Source organism: Nocardia ninae NBRC 108245 (genome assembly GCF_007990755.1).
Lineage (GTDB): Bacteria > Actinomycetota > Actinomycetes > Mycobacteriales > Mycobacteriaceae > Nocardia > Nocardia ninae.
Window position 1 is genome coordinate 99,954 of the sequence record NZ_BJXA01000012.1, and the last position, 20,401, is coordinate 120,354.

Here is a 20,401-nt window from a genome sequence, read left to right on the forward strand (position 1 = left end):
GCCCGACTACGGCCGACGAGTGTCGTCAGTGGAGTTCCTCGACCAACCCGATGATGATGCCCTCGGGCCCGCGGACATATCCGTAGCGGAGCATGTCTTCGTAACGGGCTACCGTGCCCACGAGTTCGCCACCGTGGGCGCGCAGGCGGTCGATGACGTCGTCGATGTCGTCGGTCACGAACGTCAGGCGGGGGATGCCAAGGGTGTTCACTGGTGCCTTTGGCGCGGGGTTGGTGGCGGGCGAACGGAACGTCGAAAGTTCCACCCGGCCATGGCCATCCGGCGTTCGGACGACGGCCATGTCTGCTTGCACGCCGTCCAGCCCGAGCAGGTCGTCGGCCCATTGACCACCGACTGTCGCTTCGCCCTCCAGTTCCAGGCCCAGTTCTATGAAGAACGCGACAGCAGCCGCGAGGTCCTCGACCACAATGCCGACGTGATCCATCCGGCGGATCGTCATAATGTTCTCCTCAGGTTCGTTGCGCGGCCCGTTCGGCTGCTCGTGCCCCTGGGACGGAGCCGCCCGAGCGTTCTCGACATCCACGGCGCATGAGTTTCCCAATCTATTTGGACCGGGTTGTGCAGCGGCACGACCGTGCAGCAGCGGGAACTCGGGCTCCAGCCATCTAGCCCCCGAAACCAGGGGCAAGATGCGGATCTCGATGACCGATAGCATCGGTGCCACGCACTGCGCCAACTCAATTGACGGTGCGCCAGAGGGGAATTCGATGCCAGAAGAAACACTTCGGGCAGACGACGAAGCTGTGCAGGCCGACCTCCTGGGTTCCGCGGCGCAGGTCAATCGCGAATTCGATCGCCGATGACAACCTCAGCAGCCGTAGTAGACGGCGCAGACTGCAATTTCCGGCAACCCTCGGCTGACCACGACGCCGGTGACACGATGGCGGTCCACGCGATGCGCAAGATCCTCAGAGCAATCGGATTCAGGGATAGAGGTCACGAACTGTGAGCGGGTTCGAGGTTGAGATCAGTCAGCTGAAAGAGGCGGCCAAAGCGGCGGGATCCGCCGCGACCCAGGCCAGGGCGGTGGACCCGGGTAACGGCTTGACCGGGCTCGCGGCGGCATTGCCGGGTGGGGAGGCGGCGAAGAAGGCGCCGACGTTGGTGACGACGTTCAATGACCGCGCGAAGGGCTGGGCAGACGAGATCGGCGGCTGGGGCGATTTGGTGACCGCGGCCGCGAAGTTGTACGCCGAGAACGAGGTCGAGGCGGAAAGGGCTTTCGGATAATGGCCGTCGGCTATCACGACGTCCGAAAGTGGGACTCGCAGGCGCTCGATACGTCGGCCACCAACTTGCGTGGGCGGCGGGACAAACTCATCGGGCTGCAGGACGAACTCGACGACGCCAGGAGATTGCCCCAGTGGCACGGTCCCGCGAGCGAGCGCGCACGCGGTTCGCTGGGTACCACGCGGAACAACGCCGAAATCTTGATCGCGGAGCTGTCCGCGGTCGACCGCGCCATGCAGAACGCATCGGACGACGTGTCCGCCCTGAAAACCCGGGTCGCCAATAACGACGCCCTCGCCGACACTTACCAGTTCGGCATCGCCGCCGATGGCGCGATCGTGGACAACAAGCCCCCGGACCCGCCGCCGAAGTCGCGATTCGAGGCCGAAGACCGCGCGGAGAGCGCACGGCATCGCGAAACCATCAGGGCGCAGCTGGAAAAGGAAACCAAGGCGATACTCACCACGGCGAAGAACATCGACACCGCCGTTGCCCTGGTGCTGCAACTCGCGCAGGACCGCAAGATCAGCGACCACGGCGCGACCACCCTCGACGGCGCCAGAAAAGGCGGGGAGATCGACGCCAACGTGGCCGAGATGGAGCAGGCACTGCGCGACGCCGGGCTGCTGACCGGTCCGCCGGTGACCGGTTATTACCGGCAGTGGCTCGAGAACGCCGTGCGCCGGGGCGTATCGATCGACACGATCAAGCAGATGGTCTCCGAACACAAGATCACGCCGGAGGATTTCAAGATCCTGGATCGAATGGAAGAGATCCGCGAGGACGAGGACGGCGACGGGATCTTCAAGTCGTACTTCCTGATGCCGAACAACATGAGCGGGGACGACGCCGCCAAGGCGGTGCGGATGACCTACATCTTGAACGCGGGCACCGACTACGGCACCGAAGGCGAGAAAACCGACTTCGCACCGACCCCATACGGATCTGCGGAACTACGCCGAATCACCGAGCGGCAACGGGACAACTCCTGGAGCTACAACGACGATGTGGGATTCGTGCACGGCAACGGTGGACGTTTGGTGACCACGCCGAACGGCATGATGATGGGTTTGGGCGGGAACCTCGTTCAGGACCAGTTCAGCCAAAACGGCGGAACGACCTGGGGCGATACGTTCATGCTGAACGTCGACGACTCGAAAGATCCGGCGCAACAGCTTCGAGAGGTCGCGAGGTCGGGTCACGCGTGGTACGAAAACGACAACGGTCCGTACCGGGGCAAACTCGACCTGGACCGCTTTTTGCACCACGAGGAGCGTCACTCTCAGCAGTGGGCCGAGGAAGGTTATGCCGGCTTCCTCGCGTCCTACGCGTGGGAGCAAGTCACCGGCGGCAACGAGACCGAGGAAGAAGCGGGGCTTTCCGATGGCGGTTATTAGGTGGCCGCGGGTCGCCTGCGCTGCCGTGTTCGTGGCGGCGGTGACCGGGGCGTGCGACAGCCAAGCGCAGTTCGCGCCGTCGCTGCCGCCTGCGGCCGGGTTCCGCGTCGACGACGGTGTCCTGAAACTGTGGACGGGCACTCCGTGCGAGGGCGTCACCGGCCTGACGTTGATCTTCGACTCCGGCACCTCGGAGAGCACGGACCAGGTGTGGACCGCGCCGCGGCCGGGGGTGCCGGTGGAGCGCATGGACCTGCTGCGGACCGCCAAGGGATCCGCTCCCGACACCGGCGGACCTCTCCAGGTCCAGAAATCGCTGCCCGCAGACTACGACTGGACCAAGGCGGGTTCGCTCTCCTTCTCCGTTGACGGCCCGGAGGCGTACGGTGCCAGGGCCGACGTCGCTCGAGTCTTGCGCGAGTCGGCCCAGCACCCGTCCGGGAGTTACCTTTTCGGCGAGCGCGGTTGGCTGGACGCGTCGGAGGTCCAGCGCGAGAATCGGAAATCGTTCCTGACCGTCTGCACTCCCGACCCGAAGTAGTTGCCGCACAATCGAACCTGCGGAGCAGAAGATGGACACGCCGAACAGCACTCGCCGCACAAGCGCGCTGCGGACAACGGTGCGGCGTCTCGTCCTGGGCGCATTCGCCGGTACCGCCGTCTTGATCGTGCTGTTCGTCGCCGAGGTGGTGCTCAGCGTCACTGGAGTGTCCGCCGACCCGCACGGCTACGGAATGTTCGCCGGAATCCTGTTCACGGCGATCCTGACACCGGTCGCGTTGGCACTGTGGCTGCTGTACCGATCGATGCGCCGACGCTGGAACTGACAAACCCGATACAGCACCGCGCGCCGCAGCACGAGCATGCCTCCGCTCTTCGCTGCGGCTACGCATCCCAGGGCGATTCGCCGCGATAGCAGGTTTTCGGAAGCGTGCGGGTGCATCGGGCTGTGACGATCGCCAGACGTCGATCCGAGGAGAAAATCATGCGACGACATGTCGGGCTGGCCTTGTTGGCCGCCGCGGGGTTGCTCAATACCGCACCTGCTGTCGGTGTGGTCGCACCGCAGGGGATGTACGCCGCCTATGGCATTGCTCCGGCCGGGCGCGATCTCGAGGTGGTGCTGCGACATCGGGCCGTGCTGTTCGCCGTCCTCGGGGTCGGGTTGCTGGTGGCAATCTTTCGTCCCGCGCTGCGGCCGATCGCGGTGCGCGCCAATGCGATCAGCATGGGTAGCTTTCTCGTCCTGGTGATCGCCGGGGGTCCGGTCGGCCCGGGATTGGTACGCGTGGCGGCCGTCGACGTCGCAGGATTGGCGGCGCTCGGCGTCGGCGTCGCGCTGCTGCGGGGTGAGCGTGCGGTCGAGCAGGGGCGCTTGGTTGGGGGAAGGGGATGAGAACCGTTGTGCTGTGCCTTGTCGGTGTGCTGTTCGCGGGGATGGGAACGTACGCGCTGGCCGCCCCTGCTGCGCTGGCGCGGCCGTTCGGGTTGTCGGTGCCAACGGCGGTGAGCCGCGCAGAGATTCGCGCGGTGTACGGCGGTTTCGGTCTGGCCGTCGCAGGCATGCTGTGGTGGTCGGCGTTCGGTGCCGGTGAACTGCGGACCGGGGCGGCGCTGACAGTCGGGTTCGCGTTGGCCGGGATGGCGGGCGGCCGCATCATCTCGCGGCTGATCGACAGCGGGGTGCGTTTCTATCCGATCTGGTTCTACTGCTTGGTTGAACTCGTCGGCGCGGCACTGGTGCTCGGTGTCGCCTGACATGCCGTTCACGATCTGTCTACTGCAATGATCACGACTATGACGGTCGACTCGGGCAACCGCCGCGTGGGCGAGCGCACGCTGTGGCTCTGGCAGGGCCAGGCGGCGTACCTTGGCCTGTCGTTCCAGCTCGACACCCATTCGACGCCGGTGCAGTGCTTCGTACTCGGTGTGGACGAGAAGATCACCGTCCGCACCCCGGATGGTGGACGGTGGCAGCGGCGCAGCGTGCTGATTCCGGCGCGCACGGCCCATAAACTCGAATCCAGCGGACGGGTGCTGTTTTACTATCTCGATCCTCGCTCGGCGGCCGCTGCCCGTTTACGAGCGTCGATGCGAGAGCCGACAATACCCGTCGCGACGGGACACCGGGACGAGGCGGCACTGACCGCCCATCTGAATCAGCCCGGCCAGCCAGATCCCCGGGAACTGCGCCGGATCATCGCCGGCCCTGAGACACCAGCGACGATCGACGAACGGATCCGAGCGGTAATGAACACGATAGTCAACGATCCCGCTGGGCGAACCACCGCCGCGGAGCTGGCCGCCGACCTCGGCATCTCCACTTCCCGTTTCCTGCACCTGTTTTCGGCCAACGCCGGCACCAGCTTGCGGCGCTATCGCTTGTGGGCCCGCCTGTTGTCGGTCGCAGGCGCCGTCGCCGACGGCATCGACCTGACCCGCGCCGCAGCCGACGCGGGATTCGCTTCGGCCAGCCATTTCAGCGACACCTTCCGAACTTTGTTCGGCCTCACCGCGACCGAAGTACTCGCCCAGGGCATGAACATCGTCCTGGTCCCGGACACGGAGCGGACACCGACGGCGGCGCGTCTGCGTCGTTGACGCAGACGTGTCCCCAGTACCCAGCAACGTCGCCGATGGTGTTTGGTTTGCACTACTTCCTTTGAACTACACCGCTTCACGGAGGCTGCAGGCGTGGGCGGTTACCGCCGGCGCGAGTTGCCGGGCCTTTCGAATGATGGAGATCCACGCTGTGCCTTCGCCCACCGACGATGAACCGAACGAGGCACTCCCGCAAGAGATGTCAGTGGAACCTGATGTACCACCAGCGGTTGAGCAGCGATCACGGTGGCGGATCGCCCGCCGCCCTCTCTACCTACTACTGGGATTGGCCTTCATCGTCCCGGGCGGGATCCTGTTCGTCGCACGCGACGCCGACTCGGAGCAACCGCGCCCGCAGTACAGCAAATTCGCCTCGGGAACCTTCACCTACGGCGTCGGCACCCACTGGGGAGTACAGCACTTCGGTGTCGATATCGAAGGTGAGATCGGCACTCCGATCCTGGCCGTTGCCGACGGCACCGTGCTCGAGGCGGGCCCGGCCGCCGGATTCGGTATGTGGGTGCGGCTGTTGCACGACGACGGCACTGTCACCATTTACGGCCACATCGACACCGCAACGGTATCGGCGGAGCAACGGGTGCTGGCCGGCGAGCAGATCGCGACTCTCGGCAAGAGAGGATTCACTACCACCCCGCATTGTCATTTCGAGGTTTGGCTGGATGGTGAGCACAAGGTGGACCCACTGCCGTGGCTGGCCACCCGTGGTATCAGCCTCGTACCCTGACGAGACCGCGCCCGGCGGCCGAAAGATACAGCCGTATCTCAGGATTCGCGAGCCGCGATCGCGGCTTGGATCCGGCGTAGTGTGCGGAGACCTTTCTTCGCGGCGACGCTCACCATGCCGTCGAAGACCGTTGCACCGCGATCGTTGGCCATCAACCTTTCCAGCGTCGGCACGGCACGATCGTCGCCGGTCGAACCGAGCGCGACGGCGGCCCAGTAGCGCTGGTCCGGGTCGTCGCTGTCGGCCGCCTCGCACAGTCTCGGGATGATGTCCGGTGCGAATTTGGCGAGCGCGCTGGCGATATAGCCGATGCGGTAGTACCGGCGGTTGTCGAATTCGTCCCACAGCGCGGCGAGGGCCGCCTCGCCGCCGATCAGGCCGAGGGCTTCGGCGGCACGTTCGCGCATTCCGGCGATCGGGTCCCGCAGCACGGGGGTGAGCGCCGGGACGACGGATTCGTCACCGAGCGTGCCCAGTGCGATCACCGCCTGCTCTCGCGCCATTTCCTGGGGGTGATCCAGCATCGCGACCAAGCCGGGAACTGCCTCACGGAAGCCGAGTGCCGCGCAACCCATCGCCGCCCACGCCTGGCAGTTGTACTGAGTGTCGGCGAGCGACGCCAGCAGCGGTTCTCGCAGCGTGTCGTCGCCGAAGATCGCCGCCAGGTTCAACGCCCGGGTGTACAGCGACCGGTGGTAGTCGGAATAGTCGCGGACGAGCGCGCGTAGTGCTTCCTGGGCGGAGGCGTCGCCATCAGCAGCCTGATCGAGCAGGAGCCGCAAATTGTCCACGCGGGTCTCCAGAGCACCGTCTTTGAGGCTTCGCGCATCAGCTGGATTCACCGCCCAACGGTACCTGGCGCTGATCTCGCCCTCCGGCCGCCTCAGCTGGGCCTTACCATTGACGAGTTACCGCTTGGTGCGTTGTCCGGCCCGGGCCGCGATGGCCTTGGCGAGCGGCCATTGGGCGCCGATGGCGGTCAATTCGGTGACCTCGCCGAGCAGGCTGTCGGCGGCGGGGAGCGCGAAGTAGCGGCTACCGGACGGAGGGTTGCCGTGCGCCTTGGCATCTCGGGCGCGAACGAGCAGGACGGCGCGGTCCAGTGCGTCGTAGGCGGGGCCGGCCGGGGCGGCTCGGGAGATCGCCGTCACGATGTCGGGCGGGTGCGGTGTCGCGTAGCGGCCCAGGTCCAGAATGCTGTCGCGGATCTCGATGACGGTGCGGTGCAGGAGATATCGGTTGGGCTGAGCCCCGTCCGGTACGGGGCTGTGGTGCACGATCTCCGGGCAGGCGGCGGTCAGCTCGGACCAGAGGGGCCGCAGCGCTTTTCGGTGGCGCGTCAGATCGTCTACGCCCATTCGGTTGACTATGGCGATCAACGTCAGCCCCATGCACAGCACGAGATCGAAAAAGACTCCGTTGCGATCGATTTCGGCCTGGACGGCGATGAAAGCATTGTGCTGCCCGGTGATCCGGAAGGCAGACGCCACCATGGTGGCGCTGATGCGTCCGAGCACCGCGACGCCCGTGAGGAGTGTCGCCACGTACATCGCCGCTTCGCCGCGACCGACTCGGTTGCGGAGTTCGGCACCGGCAGCCTGGATGACGAGGACCGCCATCGCGACACCGATCGGCGCCGTGCACAGCCAATATCCGAACTGTGCCCATCCGGTGCGTTCGAAGATCGTGCCGTTGCCACCGCCGAACGTGCTGAAACACAGTGCCGCGACACTGAATACGGCGGCCAGCCCGTAGCTGACGCGCGGCGAGCGAAAGCGATACAGCAGCGCCGCACCGATCAGCAGCCCGGCCGCATAGCCGACATTGAAACCGATCGCCCCGAGTTCGAGGATCAGCTCTTCGGAGAGCCAACCGCCGGAGAGCTCGGTGATGAGGCGGCGCACCGTCGGTTCCCGGGTTGTCGCCGTGGCGACCACACAGCCGAAGGCGATGGTGACGTGCCGGTCGAGCTCGGTGTTGAGCAAGCCGACGAGGCGACCGGCCAGCAACAGGCAGGCGGCGATCACGGTGGGCAGCGTTACCGCTGTCGGTAGCGTCGAGGTCAACATCGCTCAGCGCTGAAAGACCAAGCGGCCGAGCACCGAACGTGGTCGCTGAACCTCGAGGTCGACGTCGGACATGAGCATCGAGGCGAACAGCTCGGCCTGGTTCTCGTCGACATCGTCGTAATTGCTGCGGGCCAGCACGCGCAGCACGCTGTCGATGTCCAGGTCGGGGAACAGTGCTGCGAGCGTGCGGCGCTGCGCGCCCGGCGAAACGAATCCGGCGTGGTCGAGCAACAAATGAGCGATCTCGTGCATCACGATGTGGTCGGTGTGATATCCGGTGCTGGCCGCGTCGTAGGCGATGACGATGTCGTCGGCGCGTTCCACGACGAGCCCGCACGGAAACCCACCCGTGGTCAGATCCTGTTGCGGAACAATCAAAATCGGCTTACCGACCCGTTCGGCCACGTGCGCGACGAAGGTCGCCAGATCCCACGGCCGCGGCACCTCGAGCGAAATCGCCAGCTGTCGGATTCGTTCGACCGCGGGGTCGACACCGGCGCGTCGGAACATGGAGCCATCTTCGCCGCCGATGGTCCGGATTGTCCAGGGGAGCAGCCCGCCATCCGACTGACAGAATCACCGGTCGCGCCATGATCAACGGTGTCTCCAAGATCGGCACCGCGTACATTCCGTGACGTACCGCCAGAACCAGGAGAAGGCGATGGGTACCACACCGATAGAGCCGAGGGCACTGACGGAGCTCGAAGCGAGCGTCGTGACCACACTGCTGTCCTCCTCGGGCAAAGCCGGTGCTGGTGACTATCTGGCGCAGGTCCCGTTCGCACGGGTCATTGCCACGTGGGGTGATGGTTCCCCGAGCGTCGATCTCATGGTTCCCCCTGATGTGGCAGCAGTATCCGGGTCAACCAACGGAATCTTCATCGATGGAGGTGTCACCGACCGCAACGGGGCACCGATCGGCGAAGTCATTCTGTGGGTCGAGGACGGGAGACTTGGCGGAATCGAGTACACCTGGTACACCGACGAGCGCCCGAAGTCGCTGCCCGACCCGTCACAGATCGAGGTTTCGTAGCGGGTCTGGATGTGACGCGCCGCGCGGCAGGATTCGGATCTATCCGACCCGCAGTGACGAGACGGCGAGTTGTTCGGTGAGTGCTCGCCGCAGGAAGTTCGGATCGTTCAGGTGTGGTTGGAGTAGGCGCCAGCCGTGGTAGTAGGTGAAGATGTAGGGCTCGGTGAAGGGGGTGCTGAGAAAGCCTTGTAGGAACGTCAGTTCGTCGTCGGATACCAGTGCGGTGTCGGCGAGGTAGTCGCGGACCTTCGGCCATGGTGTCGCCTCGGCGAGCAGCAGCGAGGCGTTGCAGTATGCGCCCCAGAGGATGTTACGGGCGTGCTGGATCTTCGCGTAGTTGCTCGAATCGGGTTGGAGCTCTTCGACATTGTCGAGTAGCCAGTGCTGGGCTTCGTCGTCGGGGAACAGTACCCGCGGGGCGTGCAGGCCGAGGCCCTCGGACACCACGTAGGCCGGTGACGGCATGAACCGCACCTGGATGTCGGGGCGGTGGCCCTGATGCATTTCCTTCATCATGAATTCGCAGATGTGTCCCGGAACCGCTTCGTGGGCAACGACATAGAACAGGTCGGCCAGGTTGAACGGCAGGTTCGGATCGACGAACACGCTGCCTGCGGTTCCGCCTCGATGCAGTCCACGAAATGGTCCGGGGGCGAATTCCACTGTCACCTCCAGCTTTTTCGGCAGCGGAAGTAGCGCCTCGGTTCGTCGCCGGGTTTCCGTCAGCGCCAGGTGAATCAGCTCGGACAACCGCTCTGGTCGGCCCGGCGGCAGGCTGTGTGCGGCGCGCCAGGCGTGCAGCCGTTGTGCGAGCGTGCCTTTCGCCTCAGGTAGGGCCTCGTCCAGCAGTTGGTAGGCCTCGTCGAATACTTCGTCGGGAATCCATTCGGCGTCGATTCCCAGCATGCCTCGCACCTGTTCGGGAAACGGCAGCTGCTCTCCGGTCAGCCGTCGGGCGATGGTATGTAGCGCCCGCACCTGTTCCGCCAGGGCGGGATCGTTGTCGGCGACGGCCGCCGCCATATCCTGCGCGGCCCGGACCAGATCCGCCGGATTCGGCAAGGGCTCGTTCGCCACCTCGTCCAGCCACCGCGCAGGCCCTCGATAGTCGAGAATCCAACTTCCCGTGGGGTGTTGGGTCACGAGCCGATCGACCCGTAGAGCGAGCATCGCATGGTCACGCAATACGTCCATATATCCACTGTGCCGCGTGTTTCGAACTCCCGCAGCCGCCTGCTCCGGTTCGGATGGACAGCTCGACGGCAGCCATCGGCGGCAGGATGACCTCTCGAAATGAATTGGGCGAATCGGACAGCGATCCGCCATGATTCGTCGGGTCAACGTTCAACGCACGTGCTCACAAAGGAAAGTGCTTGATGAGGTTCATGAGTAAGGCCGCAGTCGCGATCGCGACGATGGGTCTTGCGGCCGGGTCGGTAATCGGTGCCGGCACGGCGAACGCGGCCAGTCTCCACGGTGCGATCGCATTCAGTGGTGATGACTGGAGCTACGGCACCAGTATCGATGCGCCGAGCCGCGAGGAGGCGATCGCCGAGGCGCTCGACGCGTGCGGCATCGCCGACTGCATCGTCTTGGTGGACTGGGCGGACGGCTGCGGCGCGCTCGTCTACACCGACGGCGCGGTCGCCACCGGCGCGGGCTTCAACCGCTCGGCCGCACTGTTCGCCGCCCACGCCAGCCTGGCCCGGCATTACCCGCCGGCCTTCCTGGCCAATGTCGGTTCCGCGGACAGGTCGGGGACGGAGATCAGCGAGGTGATCTGCACCGCCAACGCGGGCTGATCGTCGGCTGCTCGGAAGACCCGGAACCTGTTGGGCCGGGTCTTCTTTGCTGTTCCGAGCACCCGTCGGGGAAGCCGGTCGAGGGCGCCTAAGTGCCGCGTGATCAGGCAAAAGCCGCAATCACGGCGTTCACCGTGTGATCTGTGGCCCACCGTTTGACAGCTCCCGACCGGCGGGTCTCAATTGGTCAAGTGACCAGTTAACCCCGGCTCTCCCTTCGGAGCAGCGCGTTTCCGCACAGGAGTGAAGATGAACCTACGGAGCCTCGTGCTCACAGCCACGTTCGCCGCCGCCTGCGCCGTGGCGACCGTTGCGACACCGATCGCGCATGCCGAACCCGACCGAGTGCCGGAATCCGTCGACATTGCCTGCGCGGGTGCCATCCGGCACCGCAACGCCGACTGGTATCTGCCCGAGGGGTCCGCCAATGGTCTGGTCTGGCTGCAACACGGTTTCGCGCGAAGCAATGCGAACGTGGCAAGTCTCGCCGAGCATTTCGCCGCCGCCGGCTACGTCGTCTTCGCACCCTCCTTGCCGTTCCTCGATCCGGCAGGGTGCACCCTGCAGAACCTCGGCGACAACACCGGCTTCCTCGACAACATCGCCGGACTGTTCGCCAACGCCGCCGACCCTGCCAGTCCGCTGGCCCGCAGCTTCGCCGCGGCCACGTCGGCTGCGCACCGTCCCGATCTGCGACTGCCACAACAGACCGTGTTCGTCGGACACTCCGCCGGCGCCGAGGCCGTCGAATATGTCGCCCACCGACTGCACGCCGACCACCCCGCCGCCTTCGCCGACTTACACGGACTCGTCCTGCTCGACCCCGTGAAATCATTCCTCGGCGACAACACCGATCAAGCCCTCACCGACCTCGACCACACCGACCTGCCGATTCTCGATATCGCCGCGAAACCCTCGCAATGCAATCTCTTCGGTGTCGGCACCGCAGCCGCCCAACGCCTGCTGCACCGTAGCTACCTCGGCGTCCGCATCGGCACCGGCGTGCACACCGACGCCGAAGGTGACAGCGGCGACATGATGGGAAACCTGTTGTGCGGCAACCCGAAGTCCGTCAATATCGCCACCCTGCAAACCCTCGCAGTCGGCTGGACCACCGATTTCTTCACCGGCACCAGAACCGCCGACTATTACCCCGCCCACGCACCGGCCACTGACGCAGCCACCGCGCAATCCGCAGTCACAGACGCAGTTTCGGCCGCACCGGAAGCCAAGATCCTGACCGGTTCGTAGGGGATCGCCCCTGATGTCAAGATCGTGGCGTGATGGAACGTCGGCTGACGACCGAGACGATCGTGCCCGCGACCATGCGCGATTTTCGCGAAGTGGTCGAGAATCATGCTCGCTATTGGGGCGGACGTGACCTGCGGTCCCTTCACCTCGCTGCCCTGGTGCACGAGTTCCCGAAAACCAGCTTGGTGGCAGTGGCCGATGCCGAAATCCGGGGCTATGTCTTCGGATTCGTCACTCCGCACCGTGTGGCCTACGTACATCTGATCGCCACACGGGACGACATGCGAGGCGCTGGGCTCGGCCGTCGCCTATACGATGCATTCGTTATGGCGGCACGGGCGCAGGGTGCCACGCAAATCAAGGCCATCACCTCGCCGAATAACAAGGGCTCGATCGCATTTCACCAGAGCCTCGGTTTCGAGGCCCAGGTAGTCGAGGACTACCACGGGCCGGGTCTGGATCGCGTCGTTCTTACCAGGGAACTGGCCTAATTCCGGTGACCGCCAAGGAGTCGTCCGGGAATTCGGTGGTCGGGACCTACGCTTGGATTACCTCGATGCCTACCAGGGCGTTCAGTGAGTCGCAGCTGGCCCAGGACTGGTTTTGGCCGTATTGCACCGGGCCGTATTTCCAGTAGGTGAAGGGGACGGGCCAGGCGACGCAGGTGAGCTTTACCTGGTGCCAGGTGGGCAGCTCGCAATTGGCCATTCCGCCGGTGTTGAAGATGTTGTAAACGTGACAGTTGGCCTGCCATACCGGGACGTCGGCCTGGGCGACGCCGGCACCGGCGAGCACGGTGGCTGCGGCGGCGGTGGCAACGACGGCGCTGGCGGCAAGCCTTTTCGTGGATACCATTGCGAACCTCCTGAAATAGTTGTTGTCTGGAACACATCGCTGACAAGTCGCACTTGTTACTCGAAACGTTCCTGACGGGCGCAGCTGCTCCTTGGGAATGCCGAATGCATTTATGTGGTCGGCGGTGCAGATCGACGGCTTGTTCGTCGTCATTGTTCGGAGCCGGCCGGACTTGCGACCGCCGTTATCAACCGCGTAGTGGGCCGTATCCGTCGGGAACGACGACGCGGCAGCAGAGAATCTGGGGTGGTGCGGGCAAGGCCGCTGGACAAGTGATCACGTGGAACTGATGCTGGCATCGGCCGAGAAGCCCGCTGCACCATTTCCACGTGATCACTTGTCCAGCAATGTAATACGAAGAGGCTACCCGGCCCTGGGGTAAGCGAGGGCCGGGTCTGTGAACGGGTGCGGGTCAGTCGTTGTCTTGGTCGATCGAGACAATCGTCCCGGTGCGCGCGTCGACCGTCACCTCGTACCCATTGCCGTCGCGGGTTTTGACGTCGACCTCCCACTTGGGGGCGCCGTCCGCGGTGTCCAACTCGACGGATTCGACGGTCGCGCCCATCAACGCCTGCCGTGCCGCGTCGAGAGCTTCCTGCTCACTCACGGGTTCCGCGGTGGCCAGTGCGCTGCCACCACCGATCAACGCGACGGTCAGCGCCGCGCCGACGGTCAGTCGGCGCAGGTCGGAGCCGATGCGGCGGTTGGTGAACGGCATGATGATCCTCCTTGGTCGATAATTCCGGTGGCGCGGCGGTACCCGCCTGCGCCCTTCGCGTGGGAACTACCACCGAATCCGCGCGGTATGCCTGCTGATCAAGATCGCCTCGTGTGGCATCCGAGCCCCCCGGCGCGACCGCCGCCCGGCCAGCGTTTGCACCCCGCCGAGCCGGGTACCAACCCTGCGAAACCTCTGACTCTTCCAGCAGGATCCAGGCAAGAGGGGACCAGCTGGTGAATGAGCTTGCATAGTCGTGCATAATCATCACATGGTTGATTCGGTGCACGCGCCGGAGCCAGCAGGGCCCGCGTTGCGGGTTGCGGTGGCCGGGGCGAGTGGTTACGCGGGCGGGGAAGTATTGCGACTGCTGCTCGGTCATCCGGCGTACCGCGAGGGCCGCCTGGTGATCGGCGCGTTGACGGCGGGATCGAACGCCGGAACTCCGCTCGGCGGGCTGCAGCCGCACCTGTTGCCACTGGCGGACCGGGTGCTCGCGCCGACGACTGTCGAGGAGCTGGCGGGGCACGATGTGGTGTTCCTCGGCCTGCCGCACGGGCAGTCGGCAGCGATCGCCGAGCAGCTGCCCGCCTCGACGGTGATCATCGACTGCGGCGCCGACTTCCGGCTGACCGACGCGCAGGCGTGGGAGAAGTATTACGGCACCGCGCACGCGGGCAGCTGGCCTTACGGCCTGCCCGAGCTGCCGGGCGGGCGTGAGCAGCTGCGTGGCGCGCGCCGGATCGCGGTGCCGGGCTGCTACCCGACCGTGGCCAGTCTGGCGATGGCACCGGCGGTCGCCGCAGGCATCGTCGCGCCGAACGTGAATGTCGTTGCGGTGAGCGGTACTTCGGGCGCCGGGCGCAAGCTCGACGTCGGCCTGCTCGGCTCCGAGGTGATGGGTTCGGTGCGGGCCTACAGCATCGCGGGCGCGCACCGGCACACCCCGGAGATCGCGCAGAACCTGAAGGCGGCCGGCGGCATCGACGTCGCCGTGTCGTTCACGCCGGTGCTGGCACCGATGCCGCGCGGCATCCTGGCGACCTGCACGGCACCGACCTCGGTGGATGCCGCGCAGGCACGCGCTGTCTATGAAAAAGCCTATGCCGACGAACCATTCGTGCACCTGCTGCCGGAAGGCGTTCTGCCGCAGACCGGCGCGGTGCTCGGCTCCAACGCCGTCACCCTGCAGGTGGCGGTGGATGCCGCCGCGGGCTTGCTCGTGGTGATCGGCGCGATCGACAACTTGACCAAGGGCACCGCGGGCGCCGCGGTGCAATCGATGAACCTGGCCGTCGGATTCGACGAGACCGCAGGACTTTCCACCGTAGGAGTGGCACCGTGACGACATCCGCTGCGACGCAGACCGCCAACGGCAAGCTGGTGCGCAACCAGGGCGTCACCGGCCCGCTCGGCTTCCGTGCCGCCGGTATCGCCGCCGGCATCAAGGCCAGCGGAAAGCCGGACCTGGCACTGGTTTTCAACGAGGGCCCGGAGTACGCGGCGGCGGGCGTCTTCACCCGCAACAAGGTGAAGGCCGCCCCGGTGCTGTGGTCGCAGCAGGTGCTCTCCGGCGGGCGACTGCGCGCGGTGATCCTGAACTCCGGCGGCGCCAACGCCTGCACCGGCCCCGGCGGCTTCCAGGACACGCACAAGACCGCCGAGGAACTCGCTGCGGCACTGAGCAATTGGGGTTCCGAGACCGGCGCCGGTGAGATCGCCGTCTGCTCGACGGGGTTGATCGGCGACCGGCTGCCGATGGACAAGCTCGTCCCCGCGATCACCGAGATCGTGCACGAGATGGGCGGCGGGCTCTCCGGCGGACTCGACGCGGCCCACGCGATCATGACCACCGACACGGTGCCCAAGGAAGCCGCGTTCCACCATCGCGACAAATGGAACGTCGGCGGCATGGCCAAGGGCGCGGGCATGCTCGCCCCCTCGCTGGCCACCATGCTGGTGGTGCTGACCACCGACGCCGCCGCCACCCCCGACCAGCTGGACCAGGCGCTGCGCAATGCCACCAAACGCACCTTCGACCGGCTCGACGTCGACGGCTCCTGCTCGACCAACGACACCGTGCTGCTGCTCGCCAACGGCGCCAGCGAGGTCACCCCGAGCCAAGAGGACCTCGACGCCGCCGTGCTCGCGGTCTGCGACGACCTGGCCGCCCAGCTGATGGCCGACGCGGAGGGCGTCACCAAGCGGGTGTTGGTCACCGTCGCGAGCGCGGTCAGCGAGGACGAGGCGGTGGCCGCCGCGCGCACCGTCGCCCGCGACAGTCTGGTCAAGACAGCGCTTTTCGGCTCCGACCCGAACTGGGGTCGGGTGCTCGCCGCGGTCGGCATGGCGCCGGTCACCCTCGATCCGAACCGGATCTCGGTGTCGTTCAACGGAAATCCGGTCTGTATCGACGGCGTCGGCGCACCGGGCGCCCGCGACGTCGACCTGTCCGGTGGCGACATCGAGGTGCTGATCGAGCTGAATGTCGGTACCGCCGCGGCCACCATCCGCACCACCGACCTCTCGCACGGCTACGTCGAAGAGAATTCGGCGTACAGCTCATGACAAGCCAACTCCGCCACGAGCTTTCGGCGCTGGACAAGGCGCACATCCTGGCCGACGCGCTGCCCTGGCTGCAGAAGTTCCGGGACAAGATCGTGGTGGTGAAGTTCGGCGGCAACGCCATGGTCGACCCGGAACTCGAGCGGGCGTTCGCCGCCGACATGGCGTTCCTGCGCACCGTCGGCGTGCACCCGGTGGTGGTGCACGGCGGCGGCCCGCAGATCAGCGCGATGCTGAAGAAGCTCGGCCTGGAGGGCGAGTTCCGCGGCGGCTTCCGGGTGACCACGCCGGAGGTGATGGACGTGGTGCGGATGGTGTTGTTCGGGCAGGTCGGTCGCGAACTGGTCGGCTTGATCAACGCGCACGGCCCGTACGCCGTCGGCATCTCCGGTGAGGACGCGCAACTGTTCACCGCGACTCGCCGCACCGTCGAGGTCGACGGCGAGCCCACCGACATCGGGCTGGTCGGCGACGTCACCTCGGTGAATCCGGATGCGGTGCTCGACCTGATCTACGCGGGCCGCATCCCGGTGGTGTCCACCATCGCGCCGGACGCGGACGGGGTGGTGCACAACATCAACGCCGACACCGCCGCCGCCGCGCTCGCCGAGGGCATCGGCGCCGAGAAACTGGTGGTGCTGACCGACGTCGAAGGCCTCTACACCGACTGGCCGGACCGGTCCTCGCTGATCACCCGCATCGATACGGCGGCGCTCGCGGAGTTGCTGCCTCGCCTGGATGCGGGCATGGTGCCGAAGATGGAAGCCTGCCTGCGCGCCGTGCAGGGCGGGGTGCCGACGGCGCACGTGATCGACGGTCGCGTGCCGCACGCCGTGCTGCTGGAACTGTTCACCGGAGAAGGAATCGGAACGATGGTGACGCCCGACTCGTCCTCGAACGGGGCGGGCTCGCCGGACGGAACGAGAAAATGAGCACAGACCAAGAACTTCAGGCGCGGTGGTCCGCCGCGATGATGAACAACTACGGCACGCCGAAGATCGCGCTGGTGCGCGGTGCGGGCGCGGTGGTCTACGACGCGGACGGCAATCGCTACGTCGACTTCCTCGGCGGCATCGCGGTGAACAGCCTCGGCCACGCCCATCCGGCGATCCTGGCCGCGGTTACCGAGCAACTCGGCACGCTCGGGCACGTCTCGAACATCTACGCCAACGAACCGGTGATCGAACTGGCCGAGCGCCTGCTCGCGCACTTCGGTGACGGCGCCTCGGAGACGGGTCACCGCGGGCGGGCCTTCTTCTGCAACTCGGGCACCGAGGCCAACGAGGCCGCGTTCAAGATCGCGCGGCTCACCGGACGCCGCAAGATCATCGCCTGCGAAGAGGCTTTCCACGGCCGGACCATGGGCGCGCTCGCGCTCACCGGACAGGCCGCGAAGCGCACGCCGTTCGAGCCGCTGCCCGCGGGCGTCGTGCACGTGCCCTACGGCGACGCCGCCGCGCTGGAAGCCGTGGTCGACGCGGACACCGCCGCGGTGTTCCTGGAGCCGATGATGGGGGAGAGCGGCGTCGTCGTGCCGCCGGTCGACTATCTGGTCAAGGCCCGCGAGATCACCGCGCGCCACGGTGCGCTGCTCATCCTCGATGAGGTACAGACCGGCATCGGCCGGACCGGAAAGTTCTACGCGCACCACGCCGCGGGCATCGTGCCCGACGCGATCACCCTGGCCAAGGGGCTGGGCGGCGGGCTGCCGATCGGCGCGGTGCTGGCCACCGGCGCGGCCGCCGAGCTGCTCACCCCCGGCCTGCACGGCACGACCTTCGGCGGCAATCCGGTGTGCGCGGCGGCCGCGCTCGCCGTGCTGCGCACCATCGACGAACAAGACCTGCTCGCGCATGTGGAGTCGGTCGGCAAGCGACTCGCCGACGGCATCGAACTGCTGGAGCATCCGCTGATCGACCATGTGCGCGGGGCCGGGCTGCTGCTCGGCATCGTGCTCACCGACGACGTCTCCGCGCACGTCGAAGCGCGGGCCCGGGCCGCCGGATATCTGGTTAATCCGGCCAAGCCCAACGTTATTCGGCTTGCCCCGCCGCTGATCCTCACCGAGACCCAGGCCGACAATTTCGTCGCCGATCTGCCCGAGATCCTGGACTCGGCCACCCAAGATGCGAAGGAGGCTGCGGCGCAATGACTTCAGCACAGCAGGTACGGCATTTCCTCCGCGACGACGATGTGAGCCCGGCCGAACAGGCCGAAATCCTCACCCTGGCCGCCGAACTCAAGCACGCGCCGTTCTCGCAGCGTCCGCTGGAGGGCCCGCGCGGGGTCGGCGTGATCTTCGAGAAGAACTCCACCCGCACCCGGTTCTCCTTCGAGATGGGCATCGCTCAGCTCGGCGGGCACGCGGTGGTGGTGGACGGGCGCGACACCCAGCTCGGCCGCGAGGAAACCCTCGGCGACACCGGCCGGGTGCTCTCCCGCTACGTCGACGCGATCGTGTGGCGCACCTTCGAGCAGTACCGGCTCGACGAAATGTCGGCCACCGCAACGGTTCCGGTGGTGAACGCACTGTCCAACGAGTTCCATCCGTGCCAGGTGCTCGCCGACCTGCAGACGCTTGCCGAGCGCAAGGGAAACCTGGTGGGGCGCAACCTCACCTACTTCGGTGACGGCGCCAACAACATGGCGCACTCGCTGCTGCTCGGCGGTGTCACCGCGGGTCTCAACGTCACCATCGCCGCGCCGACGGGTTTCGAGCCGCTGCCGTGGATCCTGGAGGCCGCCCGGAAGCGGGCCGCCGACACCGGCGCCACCATCACCCTGACCGCCGACCCGATCGCCGCAGCCGACGGCGCCGACGCGTTGGTCACCGACACCTGGACCTCGATGGGCCAGGAGAACGACGGCCTCGACCGCGTCGGCCCGTTCCGCCCGTTCCAGGTGAACAGCGCGCTGCTCGCGCACGCCCAGCCCGACGCCGTGGTGCTGCACTGCCTACCCGCCCACCGTGGCGAGGAGGTCACCGACGAGGTGCTCGACGGTCCGCACAGCGTGGTGTGGGACGAGGCGGAGAACCGGCTGCACGCGCAGAAGGCGCTGCTGGTGTGGTTACTGGCCAAGCGAAGCGATGGTGTGGCATGAGAGGTGAGCGTCCGCGACGACCAGTCGTGCGTGAGCGAGTCATACGCGGCGGCTGTGGCGGTTGCGCGCGCTGGCGAGGTGTAGTCGTGAGTGAGCGAACGGTGCGCGCAGCGGCTGCGGGCATGACGGTTGCGCGTGGGCGAGGTGCGGTCGTGCGTAAGCGAACGGTGCGCGCAGCGGCTGCGGGTATGGCGCGCGTTGACGAGGTGCTGTCGTGAGCGTCGCACATCCGGAGCAGGGCAAGGCCGGACCAGAAATCGCGCGCACTCGTGCCGGGCGCCAGTCGCGCATTGTCGAACTGCTGACCGCACATGCGGTGCGCAGCCAGACCGAACTGGCGGCGTTGCTGGCCGCCGAAGGCATCGAGACCACGCAGGCAACGCTCTCGCGTGACCTCGACGAACTCGGGGCGGTGAAGCTGCGCGCCGCCGACGGTGGCGCCGGCGTCTACGTGGTTCCCGAGGACGGCAATCCCATCCGTGGCGTCATCGGCGGCACCGATCGTCTCGCGAAGCTCCTCGGCGACCTGCTGGTCTCCACCGATCACAGCGGCAATATCGCGGTCCTGCGCACCCCGCCCGGTGCCGCGCACTACCTGGCGAGCGCACTGGACCGCGCCGCGCTGCCTTATATCGTCGGCACCATCGCAGGCGACGACACCATCGCCGTCATCGCCCGCGAGCCGCTGACCGGCGCCGAACTGGCCGCGAAGATCGAGGAGATCGCCTGACGTAGGTCAGGAGAACGGGTATTGCCCGCCGCCACCACGCGGTGTGCGATTGTCCGGCGTTGCCACGTCGATGATGTCCTGAATGAGGTCGACGACCGCGCGGCCGACGTCCAGGACACCGTGGCCGAGGGTGCTGAACTCTCCCGCGACGAGGTGTAGCAGTGCGTTCATGACGTCCGTCCTTACTACCCGCCCGACGATTCCGTTTCCAGGGTCGCACACCGGAGAACGGCACGCCAAGGACGTGATTCGCTTGATGGGCAGTGACTTTCGCGAACGATC

At 66.5% G+C, this 20,401-nt stretch carries 27 protein-coding genes and 1 pseudogene; 20 read left to right on the forward strand and 8 right to left on the reverse strand.

All coding sequences use genetic code 11. The features are described 5' to 3' along the window. Positions 1 to 25: 25 nt before the first annotated feature. Positions 26 to 460, reverse strand: a complete 435-nt coding sequence (locus tag NN4_RS11960) for a VOC family protein (RefSeq protein ID WP_147129983.1) — start codon at positions 458 to 460, stop codon at positions 26 to 28. Between the two features lie 202 nt (positions 461 to 662). Between NN4_RS11960 and NN4_RS44885 the strand changes: the two genes are divergently transcribed. The 9 genes and pseudogenes from NN4_RS44885 to NN4_RS12000 all read left to right on the forward strand — a co-directional run. After that, positions 663 to 824, forward strand: a complete 162-nt coding sequence (locus NN4_RS44885) for a hypothetical protein (protein WP_186818374.1) — start codon at positions 663 to 665, stop codon at positions 822 to 824. A 142-nt stretch (positions 825 to 966) separates the two neighbouring features. Next, positions 967 to 1,251, forward strand: a complete 285-nt coding sequence (locus tag NN4_RS11965) for a hypothetical protein (protein ID WP_147129984.1) — start codon at positions 967 to 969, stop codon at positions 1,249 to 1,251. Next, positions 1,251 to 2,648 carry a hypothetical protein gene (locus tag NN4_RS46045; protein ID WP_147129985.1) on the forward strand — a complete coding sequence of 466 codons (1,398 nt, stop codon included), beginning with the start codon at positions 1,251 to 1,253 and terminating at the stop codon, positions 2,646 to 2,648. Before NN4_RS11965 ends, NN4_RS46045 begins: the two co-directional genes overlap by 1 nt. Further along, positions 2,635 to 3,189 carry a hypothetical protein gene (locus tag NN4_RS11975; RefSeq protein ID WP_147129986.1) on the forward strand — a complete coding sequence of 185 codons (555 nt, stop codon included), beginning with the start codon at positions 2,635 to 2,637 and terminating at the stop codon, positions 3,187 to 3,189. Before NN4_RS46045 ends, NN4_RS11975 begins: the two co-directional genes overlap by 14 nt. Before the next feature lie 31 nt (positions 3,190 to 3,220). Next, a complete protein-coding gene (locus NN4_RS11980) occupies positions 3,221 to 3,475 on the forward strand; it encodes a hypothetical protein (RefSeq protein ID WP_147129987.1) in 255 nt (84 codons plus the stop codon). 158 nt (positions 3,476 to 3,633) lie between these two features. Further along, positions 3,634 to 4,044, forward strand: coding sequence for a phosphopantetheine adenylyltransferase (locus tag NN4_RS11985; RefSeq protein ID WP_147129988.1), 411 nt, complete (start codon positions 3,634 to 3,636; stop codon positions 4,042 to 4,044). Further along, the gene (locus tag NN4_RS11990) at positions 4,041 to 4,406 is read left to right on the forward strand and encodes a DUF4345 family protein (RefSeq protein WP_147129989.1); all 366 of its coding nucleotides are present in this window, start codon (positions 4,041 to 4,043) and stop codon (positions 4,404 to 4,406) included. The genes NN4_RS11985 and NN4_RS11990 overlap by 4 nt, the downstream gene beginning before the upstream one ends. Positions 4,407 to 4,445: 39 nt before the next feature. Further along, on the forward strand, positions 4,446 to 5,249 hold the full coding sequence (locus NN4_RS11995; RefSeq protein ID WP_186818375.1) for a helix-turn-helix domain-containing protein: 804 nt from the start codon (positions 4,446 to 4,448) through the stop codon (positions 5,247 to 5,249). A 370-nt stretch (positions 5,250 to 5,619) separates the two neighbouring features. Then, positions 5,620 to 5,994: pseudogene (locus NN4_RS12000) on the forward strand (M23 family metallopeptidase); the annotation flags it as partial. A 38-nt stretch (positions 5,995 to 6,032) separates the two neighbouring features. On the opposite strand, the gene NN4_RS12005 reads toward NN4_RS12000, so the two are convergent. From NN4_RS12005 to NN4_RS12015, 3 genes are all read right to left on the reverse strand, one after another. Next, positions 6,033 to 6,836, reverse strand: a complete 804-nt coding sequence (locus NN4_RS12005; RefSeq protein WP_147129992.1) for a HEAT repeat domain-containing protein — start codon at positions 6,834 to 6,836, stop codon at positions 6,033 to 6,035. A 66-nt stretch (positions 6,837 to 6,902) separates the two neighbouring features. Beyond that, positions 6,903 to 8,063 (reverse strand): DUF6545 domain-containing protein, encoded by a 1,161-nt coding sequence (locus tag NN4_RS12010; protein WP_147129993.1) that lies wholly within the window; start codon positions 8,061 to 8,063, stop codon positions 6,903 to 6,905. A 3-nt stretch (positions 8,064 to 8,066) separates the two neighbouring features. Further along, entirely contained in the window at positions 8,067 to 8,573 is a 507-nt protein-coding gene (locus NN4_RS12015; protein ID WP_107660244.1) for a CUE domain-containing protein, read from the reverse strand. 151 nt (positions 8,574 to 8,724) lie between these two features. On the opposite strand from NN4_RS12015, the gene NN4_RS12020 reads away from it, so the two are divergent. After that, positions 8,725 to 9,096 carry a hypothetical protein gene (locus NN4_RS12020; RefSeq protein ID WP_147129994.1) on the forward strand — a complete coding sequence of 124 codons (372 nt, stop codon included), beginning with the start codon at positions 8,725 to 8,727 and terminating at the stop codon, positions 9,094 to 9,096. A 39-nt stretch (positions 9,097 to 9,135) separates the two neighbouring features. On the opposite strand, the gene NN4_RS12025 is transcribed toward NN4_RS12020, so the two are convergent. Continuing rightward, on the reverse strand, positions 9,136 to 10,290 hold the full coding sequence (locus NN4_RS12025) for a hypothetical protein (RefSeq protein WP_147129995.1): 1,155 nt from the start codon (positions 10,288 to 10,290) through the stop codon (positions 9,136 to 9,138). Between the two features lie 182 nt (positions 10,291 to 10,472). Between NN4_RS12025 and NN4_RS12030 the strand changes: the two genes are divergently transcribed. From NN4_RS12030 to NN4_RS12040, 3 genes are all read left to right on the forward strand, one after another. Beyond that, positions 10,473 to 10,898, forward strand: coding sequence for a DUF4189 domain-containing protein (locus tag NN4_RS12030; RefSeq protein WP_147129996.1), 426 nt, complete (start codon positions 10,473 to 10,475; stop codon positions 10,896 to 10,898). Between the two features lie 249 nt (positions 10,899 to 11,147). Next, positions 11,148 to 12,149 carry an alpha/beta hydrolase gene (locus NN4_RS12035; protein WP_147129997.1) on the forward strand — a complete coding sequence of 334 codons (1,002 nt, stop codon included), beginning with the start codon at positions 11,148 to 11,150 and terminating at the stop codon, positions 12,147 to 12,149. Positions 12,150 to 12,181: 32 nt separating this feature from the next. After that, positions 12,182 to 12,640, forward strand: a complete 459-nt coding sequence (locus NN4_RS12040) for a GNAT family N-acetyltransferase (protein ID WP_147129998.1) — start codon at positions 12,182 to 12,184, stop codon at positions 12,638 to 12,640. A gap of 46 nt (positions 12,641 to 12,686) precedes the next feature. On the opposite strand, the gene NN4_RS12045 is transcribed toward NN4_RS12040, so the two are convergent. Both NN4_RS12045 and NN4_RS12050 read right to left on the reverse strand, forming a co-directional pair. Beyond that, positions 12,687 to 13,004: a hypothetical protein gene (locus NN4_RS12045; protein WP_147129999.1), complete on the reverse strand. Its 318-nt coding sequence runs from the start codon at positions 13,002 to 13,004 to the stop codon at positions 12,687 to 12,689. Positions 13,005 to 13,416: 412 nt separating this feature from the next. After that, entirely contained in the window at positions 13,417 to 13,722 is a 306-nt protein-coding gene (locus NN4_RS12050) for a PepSY domain-containing protein (protein WP_147130000.1), read from the reverse strand. A gap of 271 nt (positions 13,723 to 13,993) precedes the next feature. Between NN4_RS12050 and argC the strand changes: the two genes are divergently transcribed. The 7 genes from argC (at position 13,994) to NN4_RS12080 (ending at position 20,119) form a co-directional block, all read left to right on the forward strand. Continuing rightward, entirely contained in the window at positions 13,994 to 15,067 is a 1,074-nt protein-coding gene (gene argC / locus NN4_RS12055) for an N-acetyl-gamma-glutamyl-phosphate reductase (RefSeq protein WP_147130001.1), read from the forward strand. Then, positions 15,064 to 16,290 (forward strand): bifunctional glutamate N-acetyltransferase/amino-acid acetyltransferase ArgJ, encoded by a 1,227-nt coding sequence (gene argJ / locus NN4_RS12060; protein ID WP_147130002.1) that lies wholly within the window; start codon positions 15,064 to 15,066, stop codon positions 16,288 to 16,290. Before argC ends, argJ begins: the two co-directional genes overlap by 4 nt. Beyond that, positions 16,287 to 17,219, forward strand: coding sequence for an acetylglutamate kinase (gene argB, locus NN4_RS12065; RefSeq protein ID WP_135236095.1), 933 nt, complete (start codon positions 16,287 to 16,289; stop codon positions 17,217 to 17,219). The genes argJ and argB overlap by 4 nt, the downstream gene beginning before the upstream one ends. Further along, positions 17,216 to 18,439 (forward strand): acetylornithine transaminase, encoded by a 1,224-nt coding sequence (locus NN4_RS12070; RefSeq protein ID WP_147130003.1) that lies wholly within the window; start codon positions 17,216 to 17,218, stop codon positions 18,437 to 18,439. The genes argB and NN4_RS12070 overlap by 4 nt, the downstream gene beginning before the upstream one ends. Beyond that, positions 18,436 to 19,389: an ornithine carbamoyltransferase gene (gene argF / locus NN4_RS12075; RefSeq protein ID WP_147130004.1), complete on the forward strand. Its 954-nt coding sequence runs from the start codon at positions 18,436 to 18,438 to the stop codon at positions 19,387 to 19,389. The genes NN4_RS12070 and argF overlap by 4 nt, the downstream gene beginning before the upstream one ends. An 86-nt stretch (positions 19,390 to 19,475) precedes the next feature. Then, the gene (locus NN4_RS46580; protein ID WP_281289343.1) at positions 19,476 to 19,607 is read left to right on the forward strand and encodes a hypothetical protein; all 132 of its coding nucleotides are present in this window, start codon (positions 19,476 to 19,478) and stop codon (positions 19,605 to 19,607) included. Then, positions 19,604 to 20,119 (forward strand): arginine repressor, encoded by a 516-nt coding sequence (locus tag NN4_RS12080; RefSeq protein WP_147130005.1) that lies wholly within the window; start codon positions 19,604 to 19,606, stop codon positions 20,117 to 20,119. Before NN4_RS46580 ends, NN4_RS12080 begins: the two co-directional genes overlap by 4 nt. 6 nt (positions 20,120 to 20,125) lie before the next feature. On the opposite strand, the gene NN4_RS44890 is transcribed toward NN4_RS12080, so the two are convergent. Then, positions 20,126 to 20,290, reverse strand: a complete 165-nt coding sequence (locus NN4_RS44890) for a hypothetical protein (RefSeq protein ID WP_159080242.1) — start codon at positions 20,288 to 20,290, stop codon at positions 20,126 to 20,128. Positions 20,291 to 20,401: the final 111 nt, after the last annotated feature.

Excerpts from the sequence above, each read along its gene's own strand:
- NN4_RS11985 (WP_147129988.1), top strand. The coding sequence starts at position 3,634 with ATGCGACGACATGTCGGGCTGGCCTTGTTGGCCGCCGCGGGGTTGCTC.
- NN4_RS12045 (WP_147129999.1), bottom strand. The coding sequence starts at position 13,004 with ATGGTATCCACGAAAAGGCTTGCCGCCAGCGCCGTCGTTGCCACCGCC.
- NN4_RS11975 (WP_147129986.1), top strand. The coding sequence starts at position 2,635 with ATGGCGGTTATTAGGTGGCCGCGGGTCGCCTGCGCTGCCGTGTTCGTG.
- NN4_RS12035 (WP_147129997.1), top strand. The coding sequence starts at position 11,148 with ATGAACCTACGGAGCCTCGTGCTCACAGCCACGTTCGCCGCCGCCTGC.
- NN4_RS11980 (WP_147129987.1), top strand. The coding sequence starts at position 3,221 with ATGGACACGCCGAACAGCACTCGCCGCACAAGCGCGCTGCGGACAACG.
- NN4_RS12025 (WP_147129995.1), bottom strand. The coding sequence starts at position 10,290 with ATGGACGTATTGCGTGACCATGCGATGCTCGCTCTACGGGTCGATCGG.
- NN4_RS12050 (WP_147130000.1), bottom strand. The coding sequence starts at position 13,722 with ATGCCGTTCACCAACCGCCGCATCGGCTCCGACCTGCGCCGACTGACC.
- NN4_RS12015 (WP_107660244.1), bottom strand. The coding sequence starts at position 8,573 with ATGTTCCGACGCGCCGGTGTCGACCCCGCGGTCGAACGAATCCGACAG.
- NN4_RS12040 (WP_147129998.1), top strand. The coding sequence starts at position 12,182 with ATGGAACGTCGGCTGACGACCGAGACGATCGTGCCCGCGACCATGCGC.
- argB (WP_135236095.1), top strand. The coding sequence starts at position 16,287 with ATGACAAGCCAACTCCGCCACGAGCTTTCGGCGCTGGACAAGGCGCAC.
- NN4_RS12030 (WP_147129996.1), top strand. The coding sequence starts at position 10,473 with ATGAGGTTCATGAGTAAGGCCGCAGTCGCGATCGCGACGATGGGTCTT.
- argC (WP_147130001.1), top strand. The coding sequence starts at position 13,994 with ATGGTTGATTCGGTGCACGCGCCGGAGCCAGCAGGGCCCGCGTTGCGG.
- NN4_RS11990 (WP_147129989.1), top strand. The coding sequence starts at position 4,041 with ATGAGAACCGTTGTGCTGTGCCTTGTCGGTGTGCTGTTCGCGGGGATG.
- NN4_RS12020 (WP_147129994.1), top strand. The coding sequence starts at position 8,725 with ATGGGTACCACACCGATAGAGCCGAGGGCACTGACGGAGCTCGAAGCG.
- NN4_RS11960 (WP_147129983.1), bottom strand. The coding sequence starts at position 460 with ATGACGATCCGCCGGATGGATCACGTCGGCATTGTGGTCGAGGACCTC.
- NN4_RS12010 (WP_147129993.1), bottom strand. The coding sequence starts at position 8,063 with ATGTTGACCTCGACGCTACCGACAGCGGTAACGCTGCCCACCGTGATC.
- argF (WP_147130004.1), top strand. The coding sequence starts at position 18,436 with ATGACTTCAGCACAGCAGGTACGGCATTTCCTCCGCGACGACGATGTG.
- NN4_RS44885 (WP_186818374.1), top strand. The coding sequence starts at position 663 with ATGACCGATAGCATCGGTGCCACGCACTGCGCCAACTCAATTGACGGT.
- NN4_RS46045 (WP_147129985.1), top strand. The coding sequence starts at position 1,251 with ATGGCCGTCGGCTATCACGACGTCCGAAAGTGGGACTCGCAGGCGCTC.
- NN4_RS44890 (WP_159080242.1), bottom strand. The coding sequence starts at position 20,290 with ATGAACGCACTGCTACACCTCGTCGCGGGAGAGTTCAGCACCCTCGGC.
- NN4_RS11995 (WP_186818375.1), top strand. The coding sequence starts at position 4,446 with ATGACGGTCGACTCGGGCAACCGCCGCGTGGGCGAGCGCACGCTGTGG.
- NN4_RS12070 (WP_147130003.1), top strand. The coding sequence starts at position 17,216 with ATGAGCACAGACCAAGAACTTCAGGCGCGGTGGTCCGCCGCGATGATG.